This is a genomic window from Latilactobacillus curvatus JCM 1096 = DSM 20019, assembly GCF_004101845.1.
In the GTDB taxonomy this organism is placed as follows: Bacteria; Bacillota; Bacilli; order Lactobacillales; family Lactobacillaceae; genus Latilactobacillus; species Latilactobacillus curvatus.
Genome location: NZ_CP026116.1, coordinates 1,636,070 through 1,656,300 on the forward strand (window position 1 = coordinate 1,636,070; position 20,231 = coordinate 1,656,300).

The window sequence follows — 20,231 nt, forward strand, 5'->3', positions numbered from 1 at the left end:
AAGCAACTCCTTTCTTTTTAAAGCGTTTTCTATAGATGCAGTATAGCGCTAATGAAATTAAATTTCAATAAAAAATAAAAAAATAAATATTTAGTGAAATTAAATTCATAACTGTAACCAGTGATGAATGTAACGGTTTCCAAATAACCGTTTACATTTTACTAAAAGTTTAGTAAAATAAGATTGCGATCTAAAAGAATGCGTTTACAGGATAGTTCTTGTACAGATTGATTTATTTGTATGGTGTAAATAGTAAACGTTTACTAACTAAAAGAGAAAGAAGCGACTAGGATGAACGACAACAAAATTATTATCGATCCAGACCAATTTGCTGCAGCAATTATCGCTGGGAATCCCAAGCAAACGAATGAAGACAATAAGGTTTATATCAAGCGTCAATTGACGTTATATCTAGAATCAGTTTTACTCGCCAACGATTTTAATTCATTGGAAGAAAACCAATTCGGCTCAGCCAAAGAAAAGCAACGCCAAGCGATTTTGGAAAAAATTATCGAACATCGCTATCACTAGAGTGCGTCATCAAGCGGGATAACCCGAGGGTTGTGCTTGATGAAAGCATGTTTACAATGAAGAAACTATCGAAAGGAATCTAAAGAAATGAAAAAACTAAAAGATGTTAAACAGTATAGTTCTTACGCTTTTGGGGCCTTTGGGCATGACGCCTTTTATGCAACACTTAGCACTTATTTTATGATGTTCGTCACGAGTCAATTATTCGATACCAAAAATGCAGGCTTTAATTCAAAAATGATTGCGTATGTCACTTATACAATGATGGTCATTCGGATTGTTGAAATTGCCTTCGATCCGCTGATTGGTGGAGTGGTTGATAATACACGGACGCGTTGGGGGAAATTTAAACCGTGGTTACTGGCGGGGTCAATTATTAGTTCTGTTGGCTTGGCCATGATTTTTACCAACTTTGGGGGGCTTGCGACAAGTAGCCCTTATCTTTACTTAGTTCTTTTTGCAATCGTTTTCGTGATTTTAGATATCTTCTACTCGTTTAAAGATATCTCGTTCTGGTCAATGTTGCCAGCGTTGAGTGTTGATTCTGAAAAACGGACAAAATTCGGGGCGATTGCGCGTTTCGGATCCACTTTAGGTGCACAAGGGGTCATTATCGTGATCGTGCCAATGGTGGTTTTCTTCTCACAAATGTTTTCTGGGAGTCATGGGAGTGAACAAACCAGTGCCGGGTGGTTCGGTTTTGCCGTTGTCATTGGCCTTGTTTCATTCTTAGGCGCTTTAGCGACCATCTTAGGAACCAAAGAAGAAAAGAGTGCTATTCGGGAAAATACTGAAAAGGTTCGGTTACGTGACGTTTTCAGTGTGATTGGTAAAAATGACCAATTAATGTGGTTATCTCTTTCATATTTCTTATTTGCCTTTAGTTATGTGATTACGAACTCACTGCTTTTATATTATTTTAGATATGTCATGGGCCGCGCCGCAGCGTTCTCAACGGTTGGTGTGATTACTGCCATCTTAGGGATTGTGTCAGTTGCGTTGTTCCCAACATTGGTTGCTTTAATTCATCGCCGGGCAATCTATATTGGCGGAATCGCAATGATGATGCTTGGTTATATCCTCTTCTTGTTTGCTGGAAGTAACTTGGTCGTAGTCTTAATTGCGGTCGGCTTATTCTTCTTCCCATATCCACTGGTCTTTTTGGCTGCTTTGATGACGATTACCGATAGTGTTGAATACGGACAATTGAAAAGTGGTACACGGAATGAATCTGTAACATTGGCAGTGCGACCTTTATTGGATAAACTAGCCGGGGCTTTTGCAAACGGCGTCGTTGTGACGGCTGCGATTCATGCTGGCATGACTGGGAATGCGAAACCAAGCGATATCACTAACGCGGGGTTGTTGCAATTCAAAATGTACATGTTCTTCATTCCAATGGCGTTATTGGTTATTTCAGCGTTAATCTTCATGGCTAAGATTAAATTAACGGAAGCAAAACATGCTGAAATCGTTAGTGAGTTGGAACGGAAATTAGATTAATAACAAACAAAGCGTAGTTAGTCTATGCTTGAACCAGAGGCTGCATCAAAAGTAATTTTGATGCAGCCTTTTTATGACTGATTAGTTTATGGGCTTAACTTGATGCTGAGAATGCCGATGACTTCTTGGTTAACAGTGCCCAATTATTTGAACCAGTCGTCGGTCAGTCGGTAGATTGGGTGCTATTCAGAACTAAAATCGAAAGAGCCGGCGGAACGGATTCTGCTTTTGGTTTGACTGAAGATGGTGACTATCAATACAAGACGGCAAAAGGGCTTTTTTAGACTACTATTATCAAAATGTCTTCTTTCAATCATGTAATAAATTGTATCGAAGAGCGATTATTGAAGCTGAAGCATTGCGGTTCGATGAATCGCTGCGTATCGGTGAGGATTTAATTTTCAACTTGCAGTATTTACAACATTGCCGAGTTGTTAGGCATCGGGCAGCGTTTTTATATGTTTACGAGATAGGGCATGCTGAGGCGGCTACGAGTACCCTAAAGCCGCAGTGGTTCTCAGTTAACTTAACAGCTCTGCACATCATTGAGACGCAATTAGTGGCTGGAATTGCAGAAGTGGATCGCGCAGCTTACACACGATTTTTAAAGCAGTATGTGCGGACCTTTTTTAGAATGTTAATTGTTTTTGATCAGCGCACACTGACTGTTCCTGAGCGACAATTCATTCAGACGCAATTGATCAATTTAGAACGTGGTTTACCAACCGGCACATCCCGGTGGCTACGATGGCTTAATCGGTCGCACTTAGCGCCGGTCATGCTAGTTGGCTTACGTCGGTTAAAGCAAAGGTTAAAATAAAATGCTGTCCGCCAGAATCGAACGATTCAAAAGGGGGACAGCATTTATTGGTTCATATCTAAAAAAGGATGCGGTGGGCGTTTAAACAAAGGGGAATTGACTGTGAAAAAGATCAGTATCGTGATTGTAATCAGTAGTATTGTTGTGATTAGTCTGGCGACGCTAGGTTTTTATTTGCATCAAGAGGATAAAGCTGTTGATGCGATTAAAACCGGGTCTAGTCGAATTTCAAAACAAATTGATCAGCGAAAGCCAATCTCGTTCCTATTATTAGGCGTTGACCCAGGCGCGGATGGGCGCGTTGATCGTGGTCTGTCGGATTCGATGATGGTTGTAACACTTAACCCGGCGTAAGAAGCAACGGTGGTCTACTCTATTCCGCGTGATTCATTGGCAGAGATGGCAGATGACCACGGCGGTAATATTCAGAAAATTAATGCGGCTTATGAAATTGGCAAGGCTAAGATGGCGAAAAAAACAGTCAGTCAGTTTTTAGGGCTCCCGATTGACTACTCGGTGACGGTCGATATGGGCGCACTCAAAGAATTGGTTGATTTTGTCGGGGGGATTACCATCGATACGGTGATTGACGTTAATTTGAATGGACAAGTGATTCCACAAGGCCACCATCATCTCAATGGTGATCAGGCGCTTGCTTATAGTCGGATGCGTTATCAAGATCCGCGCGGGGACTATGGGCGGCAATTGCGGCAACAAGAAGTTTTGAAACAAGTTGCGCAAAAAATTCAAAAGCCAAAATATTTGATGAACATTGGTGACTTAATGACTAAGCTTGGTCAGAAAATTAGCACTGATTTTACAGCCGACCAAGTGAAGCAGTTGATTCGCAACTATCATCAAAGTAGTGGTGAAATTGTCAGCAGCCAATTGCTAGGTAAAACGGCGTGGCTTAACGGCAGTGCCTATCAAATCATTAGTACAGAAGATTTGCAGGCTGCTTCGAATCGGCTCCGTGAAAATTTAGCACTGCCGGAACAAACGTTAACCAATACCGAAACGCGACTTAATGATATGAACCCGGCCTTTTTTGATGATGAGTCGCCAACGACTTACTTCAACGTGCGCGGATATAACGTGACACGGTATACAAATAATACGGATTAGTGTTGTGGTCGAAGTGCGTAGGTTTGGGTGGCGATGGCGTTAACGAAATCAACATCATGCTCGATAAATAGGAGGGTTGGGCGTTGCTCGGCAATTAGAGTTTGAACTTGTTCACGCGTGATGACGTCGAGGTAATTCAACGGTTCATCCCAGAGGTAACAGTCAGCCTCTTCAAAGAGCGAACGTGCCAGTGCAGCTTTACGTTTTTGTCCCATGCTCATCGTTTCTAGACGGTGGGTAAATAAATCGCGGTCAAAACCCAGTTTGCGTAACATGCTTAGCAGTTGTTCGTGATCAACCTGTTTCGCAGCAGCGAAGTCGGCCAGTGAGCCGCTCAGTTGATCGAAATCTTGTGGAAGATACGAGAGGGTTAAGTGCGGATTAAGGTGCAGACTACCGCTGGCAATGTGGTCAGTTGCGGGTAATGCAAGTAACGCCTTAATCAGTGTTGATTTACCTGCGCCATTAATCCCAGTTAGGGCAACCTGTTGACCAGTTTCTAAGGTGAATGAGAGTGGTTGATTAAGGATGACGCCGTCTTGTTGTAAGACAAGTTCATCAACACTAAGCACATTTTGACCGGGTTTGAGGGGTCGCTGATTGATGGTCAGTGGTGCAGCAATTTCAACGTTTTTAAAAAGTTGTTGTTTTGCTTCGATTGCTTCTTCCGCGCGGTTGGCAATTGTCGTCGCCCGTTTCATAACCTTAGCGGCGCGATGACTGATGAAGCCTTTATCGAGATTGGCACTTTCAGTTTTGACACTGGCGGCGTTTTTCCCTTTTTCAGCTTCGTGGGACCACTGCGCTTTTTGTTGTGCTGTTTTTGTCAGCCGTTTGATATCGCCCTTGAGTTGTTGATTCTGTTGTTGCTCATAAGCAGCTTGTTGGTCGTGGGCGGTTTGCCAAGTTTGGTAGTTGCCTTGGTGAACGGTGATGTCGGCACGATTAATCGCTAGGACATGGTCGATCACTTGGTTTAAGAAATGGCGGTCATGGCTGACGACAATGAAGCCGGCTTTTTGGCGTAAATAATTGGCAACGACTTGGCGGCCTTCTTGATCCAGGTGATTGGTTGGTTCGTCGATCAGTTGAAAATGATAGTCGTCGATGAATAGTAAGGCGAGTAACATTTTGGTTTGTTCACCAGGACTTAACGAAGCAAATGGTTGCCAGACGATTTCGGGTGCGACTTGTAGGAGCCGCAGTTCCCGCTCGACTTGCCAGAAGGTTGAATTGTCGAGGTTACCTAGCTGCATTAGAATATCGTGTGTGAGTTGCGTAGGTTCTGTAACAGTCTGTGGGAAATATTGAAAATCGAGATTGGTAACCAACTGGCCATCAAATGGTAGTTGGTGTTGAAGTAATTTTAATAACGTTGTTTTACCGCGACCATTGCGCCCGATTAAACCGAGTTTCCAACTGGCGTCGAATTGAAGCGTGACGTGATCGAACAACGGTTGTGTTTGATCTGAATAGTTAAATGTGAGTGCTTTGAATTGAATTGTGCCCATGAATTATCACCTCATTGATTGAATGAGATTGGCCCAGTTGTCGTTAAAAATGCACAAAAAAAGACGCAATAACAGCGTCTTTTAACAAGTCTTTAGGTAACTGACCTGAAAATTAACGCAAGCAATCTCTAACGGCAATCGGAAATAAACGGTCCACGCACGTGCATGAACAGTTCGTACCAATCGAGTTGTCAGAAAATTAGCATGCGATTTTCAATGCCAGTCACATCCTTTGAATAAGTTAAATTTGATTCTAGCAGATTATTTTTAGAAAAACAACTTTTAAAATAATCCTTTACAAATAGATGGTTATCCCCTATACTAAGTAACTAATTAATAACAAGGAGGGTCTGTCATGAATTCAATGCAACGTGTTGCCTTTAGCTTTTTCTTTAAGATACCCAGTAATCGACTGGTTGATTAAGGAGAAGGCATTTGAGTTGAAATGACAAACCTTAATGAATTGGAAGATGGCTGGGTAACCCCGAGTCATCTTCCTGGTGGGGCTCACTAGTGAAGACTAGTGGGCTCCTTTTTTTGTTATTAAATGAGTGCGACGAAGCCTGGTTAGATACTGAGTAATAGCATAGTCCAGTGAATAAAGCTGGGTTGTAGCTTTGTTTACTGGACGTAGCTATACGGAAGTATCTGGCTGAGGAGCACGTTAAGAAAGAAGTGCGACTTGAACGATTTGGCTTCGAGCATAACCTAAAAAGCGCAATGGTGGGCGTACGACCGCCATTGTGATTCTGTAGTTAAGCGCAGAAGGCAGTTCAAGGAGCACGTTAAAGAAGTGCGACGAAGCCTGGTAGGCGGCGAGTAATCGCCTAGTCGAGTGCATACAATAAAAATAGGAGTGGTTAAAATGGGATTAATGGCAAAGATGTTACGAAAAGAATCACTGGAACGTTATTTACAACAAGATCAGCGGTTGGCCAAAACATTAACGGCTAAGGATTTAATTGCATTGGGCGTGGGGGCAGTGATTGGGACCGGGATTTTTATCTTACCGGGAACGATTGCGGCGTTACATAGTGGCCCGGCAATCACGATTTCATTTATGATTGCGGCGGCCGTTTGTGCCGTTGCGGCGATGTGTTACGCCGAATTTTCATCGGCATTACCAGTTGCGGGAAGTGCTTACTCATATGGCAATATTATTTTTGGTGAGTTAATCGGTTGGCTGCTTGGCTGGGCTTTATTCTTGGAGTATATGTTGTCAGTTGCGGCAGTTTCAACTGGTTGGTCGGCTTATTTTGTATCATTTATCGAAGGGTTTGGCATCCATATTCCGCATGCAATTACTGGCCCGTTTGATCCGGCACATGGCACTTATGTGAACCTGTTTGCGATGCTGGTAGTGGGCTTGATTGCGACATTATTAATGCGAGGGACTCGTTCATCAACACGAATTAATAACATCATGGTTTTGATTAAATTAGGCGTAGTGCTACTTTTCATTAGTGTCGGGATTTTCTACGTGAAACCCACTAACTGGCAACCGTTCATGCCGTTTGGGGTAAGTGGGATTTTCAAAGGGGCATCACTCGTCTTCTTTGCTTACCTTGGCTTTGACTGTGTGTCAGCATCGGCGGCAGAGGTTAAGAATCCACAAAAAAATCTTCCTATCGGGATTATTGGGACGTTAATCATCTGTACGTTGCTTTATATATTAGTGGCGTTTGTCCTCACAGGGATGGTGTCGTACCGCGAATTGGACGTTGCTAATCCGGTCACATTCGCGCTACAAGTCGTCCATCAAAATTGGTTTGCCGGTCTGATTTCACTCGGCGCATTAGCAGGGATGTTCACGATGATGTTGACGATGACTTACAGCAGTTCCCGCCTCATCTATTCAATTGGTCGTGATGGCTTATTACCAAAAGCACTTGGTAAAGTGACTGCAAAACATCAAACCCCAACTAACAGTATCAAAATTGTGACGATAGTCATCATGATTCTAGGCGGGTTCGTTTCACTGGATCAATTGACTAATTTGGTAAACATCGGCACATTGGTGGCTTTTTTCTGGATGTCGATTGGGGTCATCCCATTGCGGAAGCGCAAGGACATTCCGAATAAAAATGGGTTTAAAGTCCCATTTTACCCAGTTTTACCGTTAATATCAGGAGCGCTATGTTTATTGATGATGTTTGAATTGCCAAAAGTCACTTGGATTGCAGCGGCAATCTGGTTTGTCATCGGCTTAGTGGTCTACTTTACGTATGGGATTTTCAATAGTCGCTTAAATAATGATTAAATCAGCCTCAAAAAGCTGACGTTCACCCGCAGAAACGCTAGAATAAAACAGAGGTGACGACTGTGGTAAAACATAAACGGCTGTGGATTGGTCTAATAGGAAGTGTCATCTGCGTCCTCGGTGTATTAGGGACGTATTTCGATGCTGGTTTGTATCAGCAACCGATTATTCGGGTAACGCGGGTCCAGACAATTAGCCGTGAGAAACAGACTGATGAGTACCAAAATGAAGATACAGAAGTAGTCCAGCGGGTCACGGGCCAATTTTTGAACACTAAGCAAAAAGGGCAAGTGATTACGCTGCGCAATACGTATACGGCGTCGCAAGCGATGTCGACGCGGTACTATAAAGGACAACAAGTCTTTTTACACCGTGATCAATATTTGAAAAAGTGGACCTTAAACGAGCCTAAGCGCGATACAATCATCGTTGGCTTAACACTGTTGACGTTTAGTTTCCTATTACTAATGATGCTCAAGCGCGGATTGATGACGCTAATCAGTGTCTTGGTCAATCTCGTCGCATTCGTCTTAACACTCCATTTAAACGCGATGACGGGTGGACGGTGGTTATTGCCGATTATGTGTGGCTTAGCGGTCGTTCTAACGGGTTTAACGCTACTTTTAGTATTAGGACCCAACCGCCAGATGCTTGTCTCATATGGCGCGACAATTGGCGCAACGTTCCTAGCACTGTTTCTCAGCATGGCCGTCTTGAAATTAACCGGCGATCAAGGCTTGCATTATGAAACGATGGCCTATGAATTACAGCCGTATAAAACGGTCTTCTTAGCGGAAGTCGTGCTCGGGATTTTAGGCGCTGTGATGGATGAGACGACCGATATTTCATCGTCACTCCAGCAATTAGCGATTGAACGGCCAAACGTTACGAAGACTGAATTGTTTAAATCAGGACTCGCAATTGGTCGCGAAATTATTGGTCCATTAGTTAATGTGTTGTTCTTTTTAGTCATGGCGGATGCTTTTCCAATTATTTTATTGTATCTACGCAATGGCAACACAATTGCGTATACCTTATCGCGAACTGTCACGTTAAGTTTTACGCAGACGGTGATTAGTGCGATTGGGATTACTTTGGCGGTGCCAGTAACGAGCTTGTTGGCAAGCCAGTTAGTGCGGGTGAGACGCCTATGATGTTGCTAACGGGAATTTTACTGATCTTATTAGTGCTGGTTTGTGGTTGGCAAGGGCTGACGATTTTCTTCAGCCTTGGTTTGAATTTTGTCGTGATTATATTGGCACTGGTCTTGGTGGCGGGTGGGTTTGAACCGCTGATTGTGAGTGGTCTGTTGAGTCTGATTTTGTTAGCGACATCCATCTTCATGAATACCAAGCAGCCATTAACGGCCAAGACGGCGTTTGTGACGTCGTTAATCGTGGTGGTGGGCTTGCTGATCATTATTGTGCCCCTCAGCCAGTTAGCAGCTACCTACGGCTTTGGTGCGGAAGATGCAGAAGAGATTGAAGGCTTTGGACTCGCAATCGGCTTGTCGTTCCAAAAAATTAGTATCATGATGATCATTCTGGGCAGCTTAGGGGCAATCGCCGAAACGAGTATTGCAGTTGCCAGTGGTTTAGTCGAAATCTTAGAATACGACGCGCAAATGGGCGCCAAGCAACTCTTTAAAGCGGGAATCGCGATCGGTGAAAAAATTATTGCGACGGCTTTTAATACACTGTTCTTTAGTTTTTTCGGTAGCTTCTTGTCATTAACGATGTGGTTCATTCAACTCGGTTATCCAATTAGTAAAATTGTGAACCATAAAATTTTAATTGGTGAGGGACTCGCACTATTAATCGGAGTGATTGGGGTCATAGCAACCGTTCCGCTGACCAGTTGGCTCCTAAACTATTTCAGAAAACCAAAAGACGAATAAAGTTAACTTGAAAAATAAGTCAATTCAGATTAGAATAATAGAATATATGCACGAAAGGAGGAAACGCGCAATGTCACAAAACTTACATGTTAGTGTTTCTGGTAACCGTCGTCCTGTTAACCAAAACAATGCTAAAAAACGTAACGCTGAAACAGCTGCTGTATTGAACTTCTTGAAGGAACGTAAATCAGCTAAATAATTATAATGAATTTTTTCAAAATAATGTTAAAAGACCATCTAAAAGTCGCTTGAAAAGCAGCCTTTGGATGGTCTTTTAATATGGAAAATAAATATATTTCAAACTAAGTTTAACCACAAAAAAAGAGCTACATCCTAAGATGTGGCTCTTTTTAAATACATATTTTTGATTAAAGGACGCGAACTGCGAATGAAGGCATGAAGTAACTTGAGATACTTGCTGTCTTAACTGATTCGCCAGGTTGTGGTGCGTGGACGTATTGGCCACCACCGATGTAGATTGCGTCGTGGTATGAAGCACCAGCGCCACCCCAGAAGAGGATATCGCCAGGTTGTAAGTTATCAAGTGAGACGCGTTGGCCAGCACCTTCTTGAGCAGTTGTGACACGGCCCAATGAAACGCCAGCTTGTGCGTATGCGTATTGCACTAAACCAGAACAGTCAAGACCAACACCAGGTGTTGAGCCTCCCCATACGTAAGGTGTACCAATTTGTGATAAAGCAGCGTTGATAACAGTTTGTGCGTTACCACTTGCTTTTGTCGTTGTATTCGTTTGTGGTGCTTGTTGAGTTGTTGCAGCTTGAGTTGTTTGTTGGTTGCTTTGAGTTGTCGTTGTTTGTGTTTGAGCAGGTTGTGTTGTTGCTGCTGGTGTACTTGTTGTAGCAGCAGGGGTTGTTGCTTCAGTTGTTGCAGCAGGCGCTGGTGTTTCTGTAGCAGGTGCCGGCGTTGTTGCTTGAGGAGCAGTTGGTGCTTGAACTTCAGTTGTAGTGGTTGTTGCAGCAACTGGTGTCACTGCAGGTGCATTTGTAATTGGTGTGACACCATCCAAGTTAGGGTTGTTTAAAACAACGTAGCTAGCAGGAATCCAACCTTTGCTTTCTAATTGGTACCAAGTTGTGCCGTTTAAATCTTTTTGATCAATGACGTTTTTAGTTGTGCCATATGTTAAGTATTCGCCAGTTGGTTGAGCAGCAGTTGTGTCAGCCCAAACAGTTGTTGCACCTGATTGGAAGTTAGCTGTTACTGTGTTCTTAACAGCGGTTGTTGTTGCAGCTGGTTGAGCAGTTGCATCGCCGGCTGTAATGAATTGGCTTGAAACCCATTCGTCATTACCAAGTTTGTACCATGTTTGGCCGTAAACTTGTTTTGTGTCTTGGATTGTTACTTGTTGGTTAGTTGCCAAGTAACGAGCAGGTTTTTGACCTACTGCTGGGCTAGTCCAAACGGTTGTTGCCCCGTCAGCGTAGTTAACCGTACCATTTGTTGCAGCTTGGGCATCATTTGTTTGAAGACCCATCAATACTAAGCCGGCAAGGCCAACCATTCCAGAAGATAAGTAAGTCATTTTTTGTTTTTTCATGTGTTTGTTGTGCTCCTTCGAAAAATTTTTTTAAGTTGTTTGAATTTTGAATTAATTTAGTACGCTGATTAGCATAGCATCTGAAAGTAACAAACATGTTACATAATAGTTAGCGCGCTGTTACATGTTTCTTAAGATATCGGCGATTAAAAGACTAAACGTAAGCGAACGTCAAAAAAATACGCATATCAAGAAGATAGCGTACTTTTTAGGAAGTGTCTTAAGATTATTGGAGTGTACCGGTTTGTGTCTGATCTGTACCGGTCTGAGTATTACTTTGTGTACCAGTCGTCCCGGTTCCGGTTGTGGTATCCGTTGTCGAAGTCCCCGTCCCAGTTCCAGTTGTTGCACCAGTGCCATTCCCCGTTGCCGTGTTAGCAGCATAGCCTGTCGTAGTTTGTGTATTGGTAGCTGTGTTTTGGTTAGTTGTTGCTTGATTAGCGGTTGTTGTGTTTTGCGTGGTTGCTGCTTGGGTATTGTTAGAGTAAGTGTTGTATTGATTTTCAGCGTTCTTAACATACGCCAAGTACTTTTCTTTAAAGCCGTCATGGGTTGATTTATTAATCAAAGCTCGGACGTAAGGGAAGTCGCTAGCAGATAGGTTAGCTGGAATATGCTTGAGGTTGTCGTCTGTAAATAAGTTCCGGACAGCTGCCATAGCCGCTAATTGATTTTTAGCTTCTTGATAATCAGCAAGTTGTTTGGGGTGGTCGGTATAGTCCGTTTCTTCACCAAGTTGTGCATCGGCTTTGACAATCCCATCTTTATCGAAAAAGGCGCTTGTTTTAACTTTGTTCTTTTTCTTCTTTTTAGCAGGCTTTTCAGAAGCAACACTTTCAGATTCACTAGTTGCTGGTTGCTTACCAGTAATCTTATCTAGATCTTTTTGGGCAGCCTTGTAATCAGCCTTTGCATCAGCGCTAATTCCGCTCATATAAAGGTTGGGCGTGATTTGTTTGTCGAGTTTGTCAGCCGCAGTGATAATTTGGTGTTGTTTATTGGCTGTTAACTTCGCAGGATCTTTACGGGAACCATCACTATAGAGTTGGTTCACTTTTTGGACGTATTGATCAATTTTTTCTTCTGTTTTAGTTGCGGCAGCTGGAATTTCTGTTTTATTCTGACAGCCAGCTAGAATCATGAAACAGCTGGTCATGGTCAGCAATAGAGCAAGTGTTAATTTTTTCATTGAGAAACCACCTTGTTGTTAGTTATTCATCTAATAATATATCATGAAATTAGGAGCGCTAACATGGTCGTTTGACGATAATTCCGAAATCGGAAATTAACGTGAAATCCAATATTGTATAGAAATCGCAATAAATGCGGGGGTTAAAGGAAATTAATCAACAAATCAGGCTATACTTTCGCAAGTGAGAAGCGTACACTATGGATATTAATTATGAGAAAATTTTAATCAAACGTGACCGATGAGTTCAATTAAAGTGGTCATCAGAGGGAGTGCAACTTATGGAATCAGCATGTACATCAATTTTAGTTGGTAAAAACGCATCATTGGACGGATCAACGATGATTGCGCGTAACGACGATACTTTTTTACCTTTAACACCACAACGGTTTCACATCAATCCAGCTGTTAAAGGGCGTAAGGGTGCTAAAATTAAATCTTGGTTAAACGGGTTTGAAGCCGAATTACCTGAGAATGGCTACCGATGGCCCGCTGTTCCGAATGTTGATTACAAACATAATGGTTATTATGATGAAAGTAGTATTAACGAAGTTAACGTGGCGATGAGCTGTACCGAAAGTACATATGGAAATGAAAAAGCCCTCGCTTATGATCCATTGGTGAAAGACGGGTTGGATGAAGATTGCATGCAAGCTATGGTTGCGCCGTACATTAACTCGGCGCGCGAAGGGGTCAGCTATCTCGGTAATTTGATTAAACAATACGGCTCACCCGCCGGCAATAGTGTGCTCTTTAGTGATCACAATGAAGTGTGGTATATGGAAATTGTGACAGGGCATTTATGGCTAGCACAACGGATTCCAGATGATGCTTATGCAGTTGCCGCCAACCAAGTGGCGATTCAACAAGTTGATTTCACGGATGCCGACAATTTTATGTGGGCAGAAGGCATTCAAGAATACGTTGAAGCCCATCATTTGAATCCGGATAAAACGGGCTGGAATTTCCGCCACATTTTTGGCACGATGAATGAAAAAGACCGGCACTATAATACACCACGGGTTTGGTACGCCCATCATTTATTTGATGCTGATTTTGATATGTCACCCGAATCGGCTGAATTACCATTTATTCGGCGTATTGAACATAAAATTAGTGTTGAAGATATTGAAATGTTGTTAGGCTCACATTATAATGAAACGCCATTCGATCCAATGGGGCATGGGACTGATGCCGACAAGTATCGTTACCGCCCAATCGGTTTGAATCGGACGCAAAATGCACATATTTTACAATTACGGAATGATGTGCCAAAGGAACAAGCGGCCATCATGTGGATCACAATGGGGATGCCAACGTATACACCGTTCATTCCATTTTTCACGAATGCGAACGATACGGATCTAAGTTTCAGCGAAACACCAATGAAATGGGATATGAAGAGTGCATATTGGTTATACCGGACAATTTCAGTATTGGTGGAAGGCCATTATAGCCAGCACATTCAAGGCAATGTAGATTACTTAAACCGTTGTAAGCAAGAATTACGAACGATGATTGAAGCCATTCAAGTGGAAGCACAAAAGTATCAAGGCGCTGCCTTAACGGAGTATTTGACTGAGCAAAACCATGCGATTGTTAAGCAGATGGCGACTGAAGCGACCTCGATGATTGGGGAACTCGTTATGTCGGGCATTAATTTATCGAAATTGACGTTCAATATGGATCGTAACCTATAAGATGTTATTAAAAGAAGTTATTAAGGATGAAAATAATTTTATCTTTAATGACTTCTTTTTATATAGTCACGACAAACTAATATAGTGGGTTGATGATTATATGGTCAATTGAATTGTTGCACATCAAATCTATTTATAGCTATTTAATGAATCGAGTGGTTTCTTTTCTCTCAAAATATGCTAATATATTGATAGCAAAATAAATTAAATCCGTTAATTGTTTCTACGCATGACAGATCGGTTAGTAAAGGGAGAAAAGGTTATGACAGCAAAAGCAACAAGCAAGTATTCTGATGATTGGGAAGTAGTAACGCATCTTTCATTGATTTATCGGTGGATTGTCAGCAATTTAAGCGACTTTGTCAGTGGAGAAAGTTTAAATTACAAAGTTTCTTTTGACCAATTTTTAATTATGTACGAAATTTCAACTAACGAAAACTTAACAGGTAGTAAGTTAGCTAAGACGATGAGTGTTAGTCGTTCAGCAATTTCACGCCAATGTCGGTTACTGAAAGAAAATGGGTACGTGGTTGAAGAACATCTTCAAACAGATCAACGGGTTAAATTTTTGAGCTTAACTAAACAAGGTCAAGACGTTTTAGACCGGTTGGTGAGCCGCTATGTTGAAAAATACCGTGAAATCGAAGCACAAATGGGCCGTGATAAAGTCGATGGTTTGATTCGATTCATTGATCAATTCTATTTAGATGTCATTGAACCAAGTGAATACCAAGATAACAAGATGGGCCGTTCATTCCTAAATAAAGTAAAGAAAATGAACGAAGAAAGTGCAGAATAGTTATTATGAAATAGGAAGAACCGCGTGGGGGCGGTTCTTTTTTTATGGATAAAACGTGCTTTTTGGTTGCAACAACTTCCGCTTAATCTAAACTAGCACTTAATCTTAAAATCGAGATTAAGCGCTAGTTTGTATTAATGCTCAGTTGCTGACCGCAACCAAATGCATTCTTGCCTTAAACGTGCTTTCATCAATAACTTCCTGTGCTTTGCTACACTTATCAAATCGGCGATTGCATCGCCAATTCGCTAAGTTAGATAAATGCTCAGAAGTTACCCGTTGATGACGCACTCTGATATAATAGGGCTTGTTTCTTTTTATGAAATTGCTTACAATTAAGCCATGAACGGATTATGAAAGAGTGGGAGTCGATATCATGGAAAAAATTCTGGCTATTAATGCAGGTAGTTCAACACTGAAGTGGCAATTATTTGAAATGCCGTCTGAACGAGTAATCGCTAAAGGAATGATTGATCGGTTAGGCTTATCTGATTCTGTATTCACAGTGAAGTATGGCAATCAGGAAAAGTTTAAACAAGTCCAAGATATTACGACGCACGAACAAGCAGCAACGTTATTATTAACGCGGTTGAAGGAATTAAATATCGTAACCCATCTCGATGAGATTACGGGGGTTGGTCACCGGGTGGTTGCTGGTGGAGAAGCCTTCAAGGACTCTGCAGTAATTAATCCGGTTGGGCTCGATGAGATTAATCGTTTGGCTGAATATGCACCGTTGCATAATCCAACCCAAGCTTATTACATTAAAATTTTCACTGCATTATTGCCAGGCGTACCGGAAGTGGCTGTTTTTGACACGTCATTTTACAGTACGTTACCTGCCGAAAACTATTTATACAGTATTCCGCAAGCGTATTATGAAAAGTATGGGGCCCGTAAATACGGTGCGCATGGGACCAGTCATCGGTTTGTTGCTCATCGAGCGGCTGAAATGCTAGATCAGCCGCTTGAAACGCAAAAAATGATCACGTTGCACTTGGGCAGTGGTGCATCAATTACCGCGATTCAAGACGGGCACGCTGTCGATACATCAATGGGGTTCACACCACTTGCGGGGATTACGATGGGCACGCGATCTGGTGATATTGATGTCTCATTAGTAGCCTTTTTAGCTGAAAAATTAGGTAAGACAATGCCAGAGATGATCACAATTTTGAACCATAAGTCTGGCTTATTAGGGATTTCTGAACTATCACCGGATATGCGTGATTTAGAAGAAACCGCTGACTCACGACCACAATCCCAATTGGCGCTTGATATTTTTGTCAATCGAGTTGTGAAGTATGTCGGTTCTTACGTAGCTTTAATGAATGGAGTAGATACGCTGGTCTTTACTGCCGGTAGTGGTGAGAACGGCAGTGAATTACGGGCTGCCATTTGTGAACAACTCGCTTGTTTTGGTGTAGAATTGGATGAAGATAAAAATAATGTCCGCAGCCAAGAACGCATTATCAGCAGTGATCAATCACGCGTTAAGGTCCTGATTGTGCCAACTAATGAAGAGTTGATGATTGCCAGAGATGTTATGCGGTTAAAATAAGGGAGTTATGCACCATGCCACAAAAACCACTATCAGAATATGAAGTTGAGATTCCCCGATTGATTGCTCGATTAGAAGATACACCAGCCACAAAAACCTTTTTCGACGCACTAACACCAGGCTATCAACGCGAATGGGCACGTTATGTTTACGGCGCTAAAGCTGAAGAAACACAGCAACGACATTATGTTGAAATGTGTCAAATTTTAGATGCAGGTTATAAATCTAAACGAGGATACGGACAAGCAAAGAAAAAATAAATTAAAAAAAGATTAATCAGGCCAAATGCGCGCCAGATTAATCTTTTTTGTGTTCTTTAATAAAGCGGTTACAAAAAAGAGTTGAATTCTCAAAGAAGCTCCTTTATAATAATCACCATGATAGTTAGTAAAACGTTTTACTAGCCTACAATAAAGGACGGAGGATTGAATATGAATGCTGTCAATATCTTAATTGGATTAATGCCGATGATTGGTTGGGGATTGTTCCCTGTGATCGTTGGTAAAATTGGTGGGAAACCAGCGAGTCAAATTATTGGAACGACACTTGGGACATTAATTCTGGCCATTATTGTGGCTATTTTCCGCGGGACACCGATTCCAGAAACCAAAACATTTATTTTTTGTTTAATTTCAGGGGCTTGTTGGGCATTAGCGCAGATTATCACCTTTCATGTTTTTGAAACCATGGGTGTTTCTAGAACGATGCCAATCACAACTGGGTTCCAACTTGTTGGGGCATCTTTGTGGGGCGTCTTCATCTTGGGTAACTGGGCAAGTACACAATCGAAGTTGATTGGGTTCACAGCGATTATTCTAATTATCCTTGGTGTTTATTTAACAGCCTGGAGTGAAGATCGTTCAAGCGCTAGTAAAAATGGCGCGGTGCGTGGCATCTTGTTATTATTAGTTGGCGAACTAGGCTACCTAGGGTACTCCGCCTTTCCACAAGCAGTACACGCGGACGGTTTCCAAGGCTTTTTGCCACAAGCATTAGGAATGGCAATTGTAGGTGTTATCTTCGGATTAACCCAAACCAGCAAGACTTATCAACCTTTCAAAGAAGCAACTTCGTATAAGAATATCTTCAGTGGGTTCTTCTTCGCGTTTGCAGCGCTGACGTATCTTATCTCAGCACAACCTTCTGTGAATGGCTTAGCAACGGGGTTTGTTTTATCCCAAACCAGTGTCATTTTCGCCACAATCGGTGGGATTTATGTGTTGAAAGAACAAAAGACTAAAAAAGAAATGGTTGCCGTATTAATTGGTTTAGTACTCGTATTAGTGGCTGGATCTGTGACAGCCTTTATCAAATAAAAAGTGGGGCGGATTTATTATGCGAAAAACACAAGTTATCAATTCACAAATTTCAAATGTGATTTCAAACATGGGACATTTTGATACAATGAGTATTGGCGATGCTGGGATGCCGGTCCCAGCTGGAACGCAAAAAATCGATGTGGCCATCGAAAATGGTGTACCAAGTTTTATTCAAGTACTTAAAAATGTTCTAACAGAATTGGAAATTCAAAAAGTTTACTTAGCAAACGAAATTAAAACAGCTAATCCAGCACAACTTGAACAAATCAAAAAAGTGATTGGTGAGACGCCCATTGAATTTATTGATCACGCACAAATGAAACAGGACTTGGGGCAGGCCAAAGCATTTGTTCGGACGGGTGAAATGACACCTTATTCCAACATTATTTTAGAAAGTGGCGTTGTATTTTAACCATTAGGAGGGCTTTCAAATGAAAAAAGTAATCGTATTAGGGTCAACAAATGTCGACACAATTTTAAACGTTCAGCGTTTTCCACAACCAGGTGAAACATTAGCAATGGATGGCCGCGCAGTTGCTGGTGGTGGTAAGGGTGCAAACCAAGCAATCGCAGCTGTTCGGTCAGGTGCGCAAACAGCTTTCATTAGTAAGGTTGGTAAGGAAGGCGCCGCTGATTTCATGCTAGATACGTTCAAAAAAGATGGCATGAACATTGATCACGTTCGTTGTTCTGAAACAGCTGGGACTGGCCAAGCTTACATCATGGTGGATGCTAGTGGACAAAATAGTATTTTAATCTATGGTGGGGCCAACCAAGATGTGACAGTCGATGATATTCATGAAGCCGAAGAAGCCATCAAAGATGCTGACAGAATTGTCGCTCAATTCGAAGTACCTATTCCTGCAATTATTGAAGCTTTCAAAATTGCCCGTTCAAACGGCGTTCAAACGATTTTGAACCCTGCACCAGCGATTAAAAATATTCCAGCTGAATTATTGGCAGTGACGGACATGATTGTCCCTAATGAAACGGAAGCTGAAATTATCACAGGGATTAAAGTGACTGACGAAGCATCAATGAAAGCTAACGTGGAAGCGATGTTTAAGATGGGGATTAAAGTCGTTATCATTACGGTTGGGGCAAAGGGCTCATTCTATGCAACACCAACAACAACCGGGTTTGTACCGGCATTTAAAGTTCAAGCAGTCGATACAACCGCTGCTGGTGATACCTTTATCGGTGCTTTAAGTACGAAACTTGAATTGGATTACAGTAACATTGAAGCAGCAATGACTTATGCCAATAAGGCTTCTTCGATTGCAGTCCAAACTAAAGGGGCGCAAAATTCGATTCCTTATGAAAAGGATATTCAGTTATAATCATATTAACAGCGTCCATGGCTAGCCGGCTGTGGGTGTTTTTATTAATTTGATTCGGGGGAGTGCCAAAATGGTTCGAAAAGTAACGATTAAAGATGTTGCCGCGCTGGCGCAAACATCGGTCACAACAGTTTCGTTAATTCTTAATAATAAAGGTGAGCGCTTTAGCGCAGAAACGATTGCGCGGGTCAAAGCCGCTCGGGAAAGACTTCAGTATGAACCTGATTATTTCGCGCAAAATATGATTAATAAAGAAACGAAGACGATCGCGGTATTGGTGCCGGATATCAATAATCCTTTTTTTAGTCAGTTTATTCAAGGTGTCGAAGAAATTGCCTATCAATTCGATTTCATCCCATTAATTTATAGTGCAGGGGCGCATAATCAGAAAGTTGATCATTATTTAAAGGAATTGGTTCGTCGAAATGTTGACGGCTTTATTTTGGCTGTCCCTCATTTACAAAAAACAACGTTGGATAGCTATCTGCAAAAACGACAAATCCCGTTTATCTTATTAGATCAATCAGATAAACAACATGCGGGAGATGAAATTACGGTTGCCGATACGCAAGGTGGAGAGTTGGCCGCACGGTATCTCATTGAACGAGGCCATCATAAAGTCGGAATTGTTTTACCAGAACAACGAGCTTGGAACATCGAACAACGATTCATTGGTTATCAAGCCGCGATGTTGAAAGCCCAATTACCAGTGGCGGATGAGTGGCAAATAACGACACCGTTAACGAAATTAGGTGGTTACCAAGTTGCACGACAGGTGATTGATAGCGGGGTAACTGCTGTATTTGCAATCAATGATGAACTCGCTATCGGATTGATTCGTGGGTTACGTGAATTACGAGTACAGGTGCCAGAAGATATCTCAGTGATTGGCTATGATAACATCGATTGGTGTGAATATGTCACACCAAAATTGACGACCATTAAGCAACCGATTTTCGAGCTTGGGCAAGAAGCAACACGTCTATTATTGAACCGGATTGTGGAGCCTGCTATTGCGCCACAACAAAAAGTACTTTCAATTGAATTAGTTGAAAGAGAGAGTGTACAACCTATACATCCCTAAATCCATAAAAGCGTGATCCGCATGAAGCCTTGT

21 protein-coding genes are annotated in these 20,231 nt (G+C 42.0%); 18 read left to right on the forward strand and 3 right to left on the reverse strand.

The genetic code is table 11. From position 1 onward, the window contains the following. Positions 1-291 precede the first annotated feature (291 nt). From LCU_RS08530 to LCU_RS08545, 6 genes are all read left to right on the forward strand, one after another. Entirely contained in the window at positions 292-531 is a 240-nt protein-coding gene (locus LCU_RS08530) for a hypothetical protein (RefSeq protein WP_004270537.1), read from the forward strand. Positions 532-618: 87 nt separating this feature from the next. Further along, a complete protein-coding gene (locus LCU_RS08535) occupies positions 619-2,034 on the forward strand; it encodes a glycoside-pentoside-hexuronide (GPH):cation symporter (protein ID WP_056966076.1) in 1,416 nt (471 codons plus the stop codon). A 125-nt stretch (positions 2,035-2,159) separates the two neighbouring features. Continuing rightward, positions 2,160-2,318 (forward strand): hypothetical protein, encoded by a 159-nt coding sequence (locus LCU_RS09990; RefSeq protein WP_155519246.1) that lies wholly within the window; start codon positions 2,160-2,162, stop codon positions 2,316-2,318. 41 nt (positions 2,319-2,359) lie between these two features. After that, on the forward strand, positions 2,360-2,854 hold the full coding sequence (locus LCU_RS08540; protein WP_128486142.1) for a glycosyltransferase family protein: 495 nt from the start codon (positions 2,360-2,362) through the stop codon (positions 2,852-2,854). A gap of 102 nt (positions 2,855-2,956) precedes the next feature. Next, a complete protein-coding gene (locus LCU_RS10100; protein WP_136904190.1) occupies positions 2,957-3,208 on the forward strand; it encodes a hypothetical protein in 252 nt (83 codons plus the stop codon). Positions 3,209-3,217: 9 nt separating this feature from the next. Beyond that, entirely contained in the window at positions 3,218-3,979 is a 762-nt protein-coding gene (locus LCU_RS08545) for an LCP family protein (protein WP_004270540.1), read from the forward strand. On the opposite strand, the gene abc-f is transcribed toward LCU_RS08545, so the two are convergent. Further along, positions 3,976-5,490: a ribosomal protection-like ABC-F family protein gene (abc-f, locus tag LCU_RS08550; RefSeq protein WP_056966078.1), complete on the reverse strand. Its 1,515-nt coding sequence runs from the start codon at positions 5,488-5,490 to the stop codon at positions 3,976-3,978. The two genes, LCU_RS08545 and abc-f, sit on opposite strands and share 4 nt — an antisense overlap. Before the next feature lie 865 nt (positions 5,491-6,355). Here abc-f and LCU_RS08555 point away from each other — a divergent pair. The 4 genes from LCU_RS08555 to LCU_RS10180 all read left to right on the forward strand — a co-directional run bounded on the left by LCU_RS08555 (position 6,356) and on the right by LCU_RS10180 (position 9,846). Then, positions 6,356-7,750, forward strand: coding sequence for an amino acid permease (locus tag LCU_RS08555; RefSeq protein ID WP_056966080.1), 1,395 nt, complete (start codon positions 6,356-6,358; stop codon positions 7,748-7,750). A gap of 62 nt (positions 7,751-7,812) precedes the next feature. Beyond that, positions 7,813-8,904, forward strand: coding sequence for a YibE/F family protein (locus tag LCU_RS08560; protein WP_056966081.1), 1,092 nt, complete (start codon positions 7,813-7,815; stop codon positions 8,902-8,904). Then, positions 8,901-9,647 carry a YibE/F family protein gene (locus LCU_RS08565; RefSeq protein WP_056966083.1) on the forward strand — a complete coding sequence of 249 codons (747 nt, stop codon included), beginning with the start codon at positions 8,901-8,903 and terminating at the stop codon, positions 9,645-9,647. Before LCU_RS08560 ends, LCU_RS08565 begins: the two co-directional genes overlap by 4 nt. Positions 9,648-9,717: 70 nt before the next feature. Further along, positions 9,718-9,846, forward strand: a complete 129-nt coding sequence (locus tag LCU_RS10180; RefSeq protein ID WP_004270533.1) for a hypothetical protein — start codon at positions 9,718-9,720, stop codon at positions 9,844-9,846. Between the two features lie 169 nt (positions 9,847-10,015). On the opposite strand, the gene LCU_RS08570 is transcribed toward LCU_RS10180, so the two are convergent. Both LCU_RS08570 and LCU_RS10015 read right to left on the reverse strand, forming a co-directional pair. Then, positions 10,016-11,206 carry a C40 family peptidase gene (locus LCU_RS08570; protein WP_128486143.1) on the reverse strand — a complete coding sequence of 397 codons (1,191 nt, stop codon included), beginning with the start codon at positions 11,204-11,206 and terminating at the stop codon, positions 10,016-10,018. Between the two features lie 226 nt (positions 11,207-11,432). Continuing rightward, positions 11,433-12,395: a toxin Cry1Ac domain D-VI-related protein gene (locus tag LCU_RS10015; protein ID WP_004270550.1), complete on the reverse strand. Its 963-nt coding sequence runs from the start codon at positions 12,393-12,395 to the stop codon at positions 11,433-11,435. A 281-nt stretch (positions 12,396-12,676) separates the two neighbouring features. Between LCU_RS10015 and LCU_RS08580 the strand changes: the two genes are divergently transcribed. From LCU_RS08580 to rbsR, 8 genes are all read left to right on the forward strand, one after another. Beyond that, on the forward strand, positions 12,677-14,095 hold the full coding sequence (locus LCU_RS08580) for a C69 family dipeptidase (protein WP_004270528.1): 1,419 nt from the start codon (positions 12,677-12,679) through the stop codon (positions 14,093-14,095). Positions 14,096-14,357: 262 nt separating this feature from the next. After that, positions 14,358-14,894, forward strand: coding sequence for a MarR family winged helix-turn-helix transcriptional regulator (locus LCU_RS08585; RefSeq protein ID WP_054644435.1), 537 nt, complete (start codon positions 14,358-14,360; stop codon positions 14,892-14,894). Positions 14,895-15,270: 376 nt separating this feature from the next. Further along, complete coding sequence (locus LCU_RS08590) at positions 15,271-16,455, forward strand: acetate/propionate family kinase (protein WP_056966609.1); 1,185 nt, start codon at positions 15,271-15,273, stop codon at positions 16,453-16,455. Between the two features lie 14 nt (positions 16,456-16,469). Continuing rightward, a complete protein-coding gene (locus LCU_RS08595; RefSeq protein WP_056966607.1) occupies positions 16,470-16,715 on the forward strand; it encodes a YdeI/OmpD-associated family protein in 246 nt (81 codons plus the stop codon). Positions 16,716-16,886: 171 nt separating this feature from the next. Beyond that, positions 16,887-17,771 carry a ribose/proton symporter RbsU gene (gene rbsU / locus LCU_RS08600; protein ID WP_056966605.1) on the forward strand — a complete coding sequence of 295 codons (885 nt, stop codon included), beginning with the start codon at positions 16,887-16,889 and terminating at the stop codon, positions 17,769-17,771. 19 nt (positions 17,772-17,790) lie between these two features. After that, positions 17,791-18,186 (forward strand): D-ribose pyranase, encoded by a 396-nt coding sequence (gene rbsD, locus LCU_RS08605; RefSeq protein WP_004271004.1) that lies wholly within the window; start codon positions 17,791-17,793, stop codon positions 18,184-18,186. A 19-nt stretch (positions 18,187-18,205) separates the two neighbouring features. Next, a complete protein-coding gene (gene rbsK, locus LCU_RS08610) occupies positions 18,206-19,114 on the forward strand; it encodes a ribokinase (protein WP_004271012.1) in 909 nt (302 codons plus the stop codon). 70 nt (positions 19,115-19,184) lie between these two features. Further along, positions 19,185-20,198, forward strand: coding sequence for a ribose utilization transcriptional repressor RbsR (gene rbsR, locus LCU_RS08615; RefSeq protein WP_056966603.1), 1,014 nt, complete (start codon positions 19,185-19,187; stop codon positions 20,196-20,198). Positions 20,199-20,231: the final 33 nt, after the last annotated feature.

Coding starts and splice junctions, on each gene's coding strand:
- LCU_RS08530 (WP_004270537.1), top strand. CDS start 292: ATGAACGACAACAAAATTATTATCGATCCAGACCAATTTGCTGCAGCA.
- LCU_RS08535 (WP_056966076.1), top strand. CDS start 619: ATGAAAAAACTAAAAGATGTTAAACAGTATAGTTCTTACGCTTTTGGG.
- abc-f (WP_056966078.1), bottom strand. CDS start 5,490: ATGGGCACAATTCAATTCAAAGCACTCACATTTAACTATTCAGATCAA.
- LCU_RS08555 (WP_056966080.1), top strand. CDS start 6,356: ATGGGATTAATGGCAAAGATGTTACGAAAAGAATCACTGGAACGTTAT.
- LCU_RS08565 (WP_056966083.1), top strand. CDS start 8,901: ATGATGTTGCTAACGGGAATTTTACTGATCTTATTAGTGCTGGTTTGT.
- LCU_RS10180 (WP_004270533.1), top strand. CDS start 9,718: ATGTCACAAAACTTACATGTTAGTGTTTCTGGTAACCGTCGTCCTGTT.
- LCU_RS08570 (WP_128486143.1), bottom strand. CDS start 11,206: ATGAAAAAACAAAAAATGACTTACTTATCTTCTGGAATGGTTGGCCTT.
- LCU_RS10015 (WP_004270550.1), bottom strand. CDS start 12,395: ATGAAAAAATTAACACTTGCTCTATTGCTGACCATGACCAGCTGTTTC.
- LCU_RS08580 (WP_004270528.1), top strand. CDS start 12,677: ATGGAATCAGCATGTACATCAATTTTAGTTGGTAAAAACGCATCATTG.
- LCU_RS08585 (WP_054644435.1), top strand. CDS start 14,358: ATGACAGCAAAAGCAACAAGCAAGTATTCTGATGATTGGGAAGTAGTA.
- LCU_RS08590 (WP_056966609.1), top strand. CDS start 15,271: ATGGAAAAAATTCTGGCTATTAATGCAGGTAGTTCAACACTGAAGTGG.
- LCU_RS08595 (WP_056966607.1), top strand. CDS start 16,470: ATGCCACAAAAACCACTATCAGAATATGAAGTTGAGATTCCCCGATTG.
- rbsU (WP_056966605.1), top strand. CDS start 16,887: ATGAATGCTGTCAATATCTTAATTGGATTAATGCCGATGATTGGTTGG.
- rbsD (WP_004271004.1), top strand. CDS start 17,791: ATGCGAAAAACACAAGTTATCAATTCACAAATTTCAAATGTGATTTCA.
- rbsK (WP_004271012.1), top strand. CDS start 18,206: ATGAAAAAAGTAATCGTATTAGGGTCAACAAATGTCGACACAATTTTA.
- rbsR (WP_056966603.1), top strand. CDS start 19,185: ATGGTTCGAAAAGTAACGATTAAAGATGTTGCCGCGCTGGCGCAAACA.